Below are 7,181 nucleotides of genomic sequence, written 5' to 3'. Positions count from 1 at the left end.
CGCTGCGAGATCGTCCACGCCGAGCACGACAGCAGCGTCGTCGGCCTCGCCGCCTATATCGCCCGCGCCCGAAGGTCGGATGACAGCGGCAGTGTCTATAACTTCGCCCATCGCGGCGCGGAGCTTCTCGGCCATGGCCTCATCCTCCCCGGGGATGCCCCGGACTGGGCGCATGACCCGGCGGCGCTCTGGCGTGCCGCCGAGCGGGCAGAGCAGACCATCGACCGCCAGAGCGGCGAGCGGCGCTGGAAGAAGGGTGGGCAGATCGCCCGCCACATGACCATCGCCCTGCCGCGCGAGGTCACGCCGGAGCAGCGCGAGGCGATGTTGCTCGCCTTCATCGCCACCGAGCTGCAGCCCGAGCGGCATGGCGTCGCCGTCGAATGGGCGATCCATGCCGATGACCATAACCCCCATGCCCATCTCCTGATCAGCACCCGTGCCCTCGGCGCCACCGGGTTCGGCAAAAAGGCGCGGGCGATGAACCCGGGCTTTGCCAGCCGGGGGGCAGCGCATTTTGTCAGCGACGGCGATGACTGGGACAAGCGTTGGGCGGCGTTCCAGGATGCCTGGTTCGCGCGGGCGGGTCTCGCGGTAGCGGTGCCGGAGCGGCGTGGCATGGCGGAGCCGCATTACCGCCGCGGCCAGATGCGGAGCGAGGCGGTGTGTCGCGAGCGCGATGCCATCGCCGAGGCCAATGCCGCGGTGGCCGAGGTCCGCAAGCGTGACCCCGAGGCCATCCTCGCGAGCCTGACCGCGCATAAATCCATCTTCACCGCCCGCGACCTGCGGCGAGCGCTCAATGCCTCCGGGCTCGAGGGCGAGGCGCGCGCGGCGCTCGAGGCAGCGTTGCGGACCCACCCCGAGACCGTCGCCCTGGTCGATCCGCGGGGTGAGGGCATCGGCTGGACGACGAAGACGGCGCGGGCCGAGGAGGTTTTCATCCGCGAGAGTGCCAAGCGTCTCGCGGAAACCTCGGTGCCGGCGCTCAATGCCGCAGCTCAGCGTCTGCTCGATGCGGCAGAGCTCTCCGATGAGCAGCGCCAGGCGGCGGCGCGGATGACCACCCGCTCGCGGCTGGCCATCGTCATCGGCCGTGCCGGGACCGGCAAGAGCCATACCCTGCAAGCGGTCCGCCGCGCCTTCGAGCAAGCTGGCAAGCGGGTCATCGGTCTTGCCCCGACCAATGCCGTGGTCGCCGATTTGCGTCGGGACGGGTATCGCCAGGCGGCGACGCTGCATCGCGAGCTCGGGGCGCTGGCGCGTGACCCCAAGCGCTGGGACCGCAACACCGTGGTGATGGTCGATGAGGCGGCGATGGTCGACAACACCATGCTGGCCACACTGCTCGCCGCCGCCGAGCGGTGTGGCGCCCGGCTCATCCTCGCCGGCGACGACCGGCAATTTGCTTCGGTTGCCCGCGGCGGCATGTTCAGCGAGCTGGTGGCCGAGCATGGCGCCGCCGAGCTGACCGAGGTGCGGCGGCAGCGCCAGGCCTATCAGGCGCAGGCGAGTGCCGACTTTGCTCGCGGCGATATTCTCACCGCCCTCCGCGCCTATAACGACCGTGGGCAGATTGTCTGGTGCGACAGTCTCGAGGCAGCGCGGGCGCAAGCGGTAGCGGCGCAGGCGGAGACCGCGGCGCCGGGGTTTCTCTATGCCAGCACCAATGACGAGGTCGAGGCGCTGAACCGGCGCGAGCAGCAGCGGCGGCGGGAGGCTCGGGAGGCGGCGGGAGAAACCCTTACCGCGTTTGCCTTCGCGACGGTGCGGGGCGCGGTCTCGCTCGCCGGCGGCGAGCGGGTGCAGTTCTATCGCACCGACCGCGCCATTGGCGTTGCGGCCTCGGAGTTCGGGACCGTGCGGCGGGTGACGGCCGAATGGCTGGAGGTGGTCAAGGATGATGGCGCGGTCATCGGCTTTGACCCAAGCGCCTTTGACCAGTGGGGGCTCGGCTATAGCGGCACCGGCTATAAGGGCCAGGGCAAGACGCAGCCGCGCACCGCCGCCGTCTATGACAATCCCTTTGCCTGGGATGCCCGCGCCGCCTATGTCATCGGCACCCGCCATCGCGACGACTATCGGCTGTTCGTCCCGCGAGACCTCGCCCCCGACCTCGACGCTCTCGCCGAACAAATCCTGCGCCCGCGTGATGACCGCGGCTCATCGCTGCGCTTTGACACCGCCGAGGACTACCAGGCGCGCCAGCAGCAGCGGGCCGCTACCGCGTCCAAGGTCTTCCGCGCTGCCCTCGACAATAGCCGTGCGGTGCGCGCCGCCAAGGCCGCGCGGAAGCGCCTGCAGTCGGAGGGGCAGGCGCCACCCAATCCGGGGACAGTGGCCAAGCCGGCCGCGCCGGCGGCGGATTCCGTCAGCCCGTCATCACCGTCACCGCCGCCGGCAACATCCGACGACGTGGCGGCGACCCTGTCCCGCTATCGCGACGTCTTTGTCGAAAGCGGCCATGCCCTCCGGGAAATGGCCGGCACCTGGCGGGGCAGCGCCGCGGAGAAAAAAGAACTCGTCCGCCTCGTCACCTGCGTCTGGCAAGCCGCCCGGGCCATCGTCGATGACCCGGGCCTGTTCGCTGCCTTGCGCCAGCAACGCCCCGGCCAGGCCCCTCTGGTTGAGGGGTTCGCCCGGCAAAGCCGCGATGAAGTCATCGCCCAGGCGCTGCAGCAGATGCCGCAGCCCAGGCCGGAGCCGGAACCAAAGCCCGAGCCCGAACCAGACCCGGAGCCGCCTGGCTTCGGCATGGGTATGCGATGACCCTCAGGGCGGGCGGGCGGAGGAAATGGCGCGATTGCTGGAATGTGGTCAATGCTCTCCGACATTCCCTGGATGGTTCACTAAGAGGGGGGCAATAAGGCTTTCGGATCCAACCAAAATGGCACCCGGGAAGCCGGAGCAGTTCAGAGTTCAAGCGGAAGTTTAGTCCTGGCAGCCACTTGATGGTGAGTGGGTTTGGAGCATGGCGAAGAATTCCCGCCGCGTTGCTGGATCGTCGCGGAAGGCGCCGAGCATACGGCTGGTGGTCATCGTCACCCCGGGTTTATGGACGCCGCGTGTGGTCATGCATTGATGCGCCGCCTCGATCACCACCGCCACTCCGCGCGGTTCCAGAACTTCGTTTATGGTGGCAGCGATCTGTGCGGTTAGCTTCTCCTGAATCTGCAGCCGCTTGCCATAGGCCTCGACAACGCGGGCAAGCTTGCTGATACCGACGACGCGATGCGCCGGCAGATAGGCCACATGCGCGCGCCCGATGATCGGTGCCATGTGGTGTTCACAGACACTTTCGAGCCGAATATTACGCAGCAGCACGATCTCGTCGTAACCTTCCACCTCCTCAAAGGTTCGGGTGAGCAGTGCTACCGGATCAGTATCATAGCCGGCAAAAAATTCCTCATAGGCGCGGGCGACACGCGCTGGTGTATCGCGTAGACCCTCACGACCGGGATTATCGCCAGCCCAGCGCAGTAGAGTGCGAACTGCCGCTTCCGCCTCCTTGCGCGATGGGCGATCGACGATCCGTTGGCTGCGTAGCTTCGATTGGCTGACGATGACATTCATTGCGCGAACTTCTCCTTCCTGGTGAAGACCGCCGACGATGTGGTAAAATCCCTAATTCGATATCTACAACAACATCAGCGTTGGAGCTCGCGAATTCACAACTCAGTGAGTTTTTGTTACGAACAAGACTCAATGATCATCACCCTCATGTTCCCCATAACCATAGCCACCATAGTAATAGGCTGGCGGCGCGTAATAGGCTGGCGGTTGGGCATAATAGGCGGGCGGTGACGCCGCCGGCGGCTGGACCACGACTGGCGGCGGTGGCGGATAATAAACATGACGATAATAATCGTCATCGTCGCAAGCTGTGACCAAAGCAGATACTGTCACGAGAAGCGCCGAAACCAAAAATCCGCGTGACATGTTACAACTCCTCCGATGAGTTTATGGGAATTCTACCACGCATCAGGGCCAAATGGGAGTTAGTGCGCTCCGTGGTTACATTTTGTAATTCGCAACATGGTCACGATTCGCTAGGGTCGTGGACAAGGCAAGGCCCAGGTTCGATCCAGTGGTCTTATCAAGATCTTCGTGCGCCAACCTTATCATCAGGGATTCCGCGGTATGACGTTGAGGTCATATTTCCTTATTTTCTTGATTTTCCTATCCTGCATTGGCCGTGCCATCGCCGATGATTGGCATGATCATGATTGGCATGACGGGGGCTGGAACGAGGGCGAATGGCATCACTGGCATGAACACTGGGGCGGCCCGGGCTATGGTGTCCCCTACGGCGCGCCGCCACCGGTGGTTTACACGCCCCCACCGGTTTACGCGCCGCCGCCGCCGGTCGCCTACTCACCACCAGTCTATTACTATCCGCGACGATTCGGCGATGACGACTGACCACGGCGAGCCACCTCTCGCGGCAGCGCCGTGAGCTTGGCGTTCGCGCGAAACGGGCGCATCTGGGCCAAGAGTCGCATCGCCGCTTGGCCGTCACCTGTCCGGCGTCTGTTCGTGGCACGTTTCCTGCGCAGCCTGGCGCAGGGCTGCCTGGTCGTCGATTTCACGCTCTATCTTCACAGCCTGCATTGGTCGGGAACCAGCATCGGCGCTGTGCTGGCGGGGAGCTTCGTGCTTGGCGCGGTGCTCAGCCTGTTGGTTGGCCCGGCGAGCGACCGCTTCGGCTGCAAGCGCCTGCTCATTGGCTATGAAGTGGCGGTTGCTCTGGCCTTCTTTGCCGTGGCGTGGAGCAACCGTCCGGCGGTAATTGCCATCGCTGCGGTGTTCGCCGGATTTGGCCGCGGCGCCAATGGTGCGCCCGGTTGTTTTGTGCCTGTGGAATTGAGCTGGCTGGCCGGGCTTATCCCGGTCACCAGTCATGGCGCCGCGTATAGCATAAATACGGCGGCGGGATTTCTTGGCATGGGATTTGGAGCGTTGTTCGCTGTCGCGCCCACGCTCTGGTCTCACGCATTGCCCGGTGTTAGCAGCTACCAGCCACTTTTTCTGATCGGCGGGGCCATAGCCTTGGTGATCGCTGGACTGCTTGCGACAATACCCGAGAGCCGTCCACCGAAGAAGGATATCGAGAGTGCGTCACCGCTTCCGCCACTGGCCCACGACGAACGCAAGCGGCTCTGGTATCTTGGTCTGATCAGCTTGTTCAGCGGCGTTTCGCTTGGGCTTTCCGGCCCGCTCATCGCCTACTGGTTCGCGGTGAAATTCTATCTTGATCCGCTGCAGATCGCGCCAGCACTAGCTGCCTCCTATTTTGCTGCGGCCTTTTCGGCCATGCTGACTGGCCAACTCACGGAGCGATTTGGGTCTGCGAGCAGCTTTGTTTTTCTTCAAGGGCTAGGTGCCTTGCTACTGCTCGGCTTTCCTTTCCTCCCGTCGTTTCCGCTCGCGGCTCTGGTCTGGATTTTGCGGTTTGCAATCGAACGCGGCGCGACCGGCGCAATGGAAGCGGTGATGATGACGCTGGTCGGGGCCAGTAGGCGCGGCCTTGCTGGTGGTCTCGGCACCGCCGCGTTGGCGCTGCCGCGAGGCTTCGGCCCGCTCATAGCTGGTGACCGGATCGCCGCGAATGATCTTGCCGCGCCATTTCTGCTGGCGGCATTTCTGCAAATTCTCTACGTCGTTCTGTTTGGCTTCGCCTTTCTCGCGCGGGACCGCGGTTTCACGAAAATTTGAGATTGTTACAAGGCACTGTAACATACGTTTGCGCAACGCTCAGAAAGAATAAGATGTTATCAACATTTTTTATAAATTAATAATGAGTATCAGTTTCAATGTTACAAAGCATTCCATGACATATTTCTGCTCAGCAGATATACGAGGACGCACATATCTTCCAGCGTTAATTTCCGTGTCGGTTCCGGAGTATCGGATATGAACATGCTGCTGGCATGAGCATTGCTTTTTTACAAAACGGCCATGTTTCCGCGCATCGCACAACGCCACCGCTCTGCGTACTGAAATGGGGCGGCCTTGGAAGTGTCCTGACAACACGACCATTTTTGCAGGCGCTGCGTGACCATTTCGGAAAGGAACGGACAATCATCTATATCACGTCCGCCTCTAACGCCGAACTGGTCGAGCGTATGAATCTCGCCGATCGGATTGTAGTCCTGGAGCCGAATGGTTTTCCTATCCTTCAGACGCTTCTCCTCGGGCGCGCGTTACGGATAGAAAAAACCGGCATGTTTTTCGATCTGCAGATTCATACCCATCGTCGTCTTGGGAGAATATTGGCGCGATTAAGCGGCGCGCCTCGCCGGTTCAGTTTTTTCCGCGCGCGCGAGACGGCCCCATGCGATGGCTACGAAGTTTTCGCCAATCCTTTTGCTCCGGTTGATCAACTTTATCTCGAAATGGCGCGTCTCGCCGGGGCGAGACGTCCGCCATCCGAGCCACATCACGCCCTTTTAATAAGCCGCGCCGACGAAGACAAAGCGCATGCGCTTCTGCACGGCTGGCTTGGTGCATATGATCGTCTGCTGATCGTCAATCCCAACGCCTCGGAAACGGCCTATGTTCGGCGCTGGCCGCTCACGTCCTATGCCGAGACGATCAGCGTTTTGCTTGGCCAAACTCCGCGGCTTCGTGTGGCGCTGATTGGGTCTTCATCGGAACGGGATTATGTTGGTAAGCTCCACCAGATGGTTGCGACATCAGGGAATGCAGTAAGAAATTTCGCCGGCATGACCACGCTTGGCAGCCTCATGGCGCTGATCACCCGCGCTGATTGTGTGCTCAGCAATGATAGTGGACCACTGCATCTCGCGCTAGCTCTCGGGGCCCGGGTCGTGGGCCTTTTCGGCCCGGTGCATCCCGATCACAATGCGCATCTCGGCTCACCGGAGCGTAAAATTATTCTCTATCGTCCGGTGTTATGCAGCCCTTGTGTTCATCACGTGGCGGTGCCGCCTTGCGGTGGCGACAATCGCTGCATGCAGTTGATTGCGATCGAAGACGTAGTGGCGGCGTGCGGTAAACATCTATCTGACACGAGCACCATAAAAGAATATGCTTTTCCACAGTGGCAATTTCGCTTCCATCAATCAGGCACAACCCATAGGGTGGCAGATATGTGCATCTGAGCAACTGGCGTTGACTGCTGCCACTCGCAAACTGGTCAAAAACATAATAGTCAAAAA

The 7,181-nt window shown here is 62.0% G+C and carries 6 protein-coding genes; 4 read left to right on the top strand and 2 right to left on the bottom strand.

Annotated elements, in window-relative coordinates:
- Positions 1-9 precede the first annotated feature (9 nt).
- Positions 10-2,769 (top strand): AAA family ATPase, encoded by a 2,760-nt coding sequence (locus DEF76_RS19060; RefSeq protein ID WP_275895716.1) that lies wholly within the window; start codon positions 10-12, stop codon positions 2,767-2,769.
- 162 nt (positions 2,770-2,931) lie between these two features.
- Here DEF76_RS19060 and folE read toward each other — a convergent pair whose 3' ends face one another.
- Both folE and DEF76_RS19050 read right to left on the bottom strand, forming a co-directional pair.
- Positions 2,932-3,573, bottom strand: coding sequence for a GTP cyclohydrolase I FolE (gene folE, locus DEF76_RS19055; RefSeq protein ID WP_114914094.1), 642 nt, complete (start codon positions 3,571-3,573; stop codon positions 2,932-2,934).
- 129 nt (positions 3,574-3,702) lie between these two features.
- The gene (locus DEF76_RS19050; RefSeq protein ID WP_114914093.1) at positions 3,703-3,939 is read right to left on the bottom strand and encodes a hypothetical protein; all 237 of its coding nucleotides are present in this window, start codon (positions 3,937-3,939) and stop codon (positions 3,703-3,705) included.
- 201 nt (positions 3,940-4,140) lie between these two features.
- Here DEF76_RS19050 and DEF76_RS19045 point away from each other — a divergent pair, with 201 nt between their 5' ends.
- The 3 genes from DEF76_RS19045 (at position 4,141) to DEF76_RS19035 (ending at position 7,124) form a co-directional block, all read left to right on the top strand.
- Positions 4,141-4,422 carry a hypothetical protein gene (locus DEF76_RS19045; protein WP_114914092.1) on the top strand — a complete coding sequence of 94 codons (282 nt, stop codon included), beginning with the start codon at positions 4,141-4,143 and terminating at the stop codon, positions 4,420-4,422.
- Between the two features lie 30 nt (positions 4,423-4,452).
- Entirely contained in the window at positions 4,453-5,715 is a 1,263-nt protein-coding gene (locus DEF76_RS19040; protein WP_114914091.1) for an MFS transporter, read from the top strand.
- Between the two features lie 215 nt (positions 5,716-5,930).
- Complete coding sequence (locus tag DEF76_RS19035) at positions 5,931-7,124, top strand: glycosyltransferase family 9 protein (RefSeq protein ID WP_114914090.1); 1,194 nt, start codon at positions 5,931-5,933, stop codon at positions 7,122-7,124.
- Positions 7,125-7,181 lie beyond the last annotated feature (57 nt).

Source organism: Acidibrevibacterium fodinaquatile, from assembly GCF_003352165.1.
GTDB lineage: Bacteria > Pseudomonadota > Alphaproteobacteria > Acetobacterales > Acetobacteraceae > Acidibrevibacterium > Acidibrevibacterium fodinaquatile.
Note: the sequence above shows the minus strand (reverse complement) of the source record. Positions and strands in the feature narration are given on the sequence as shown.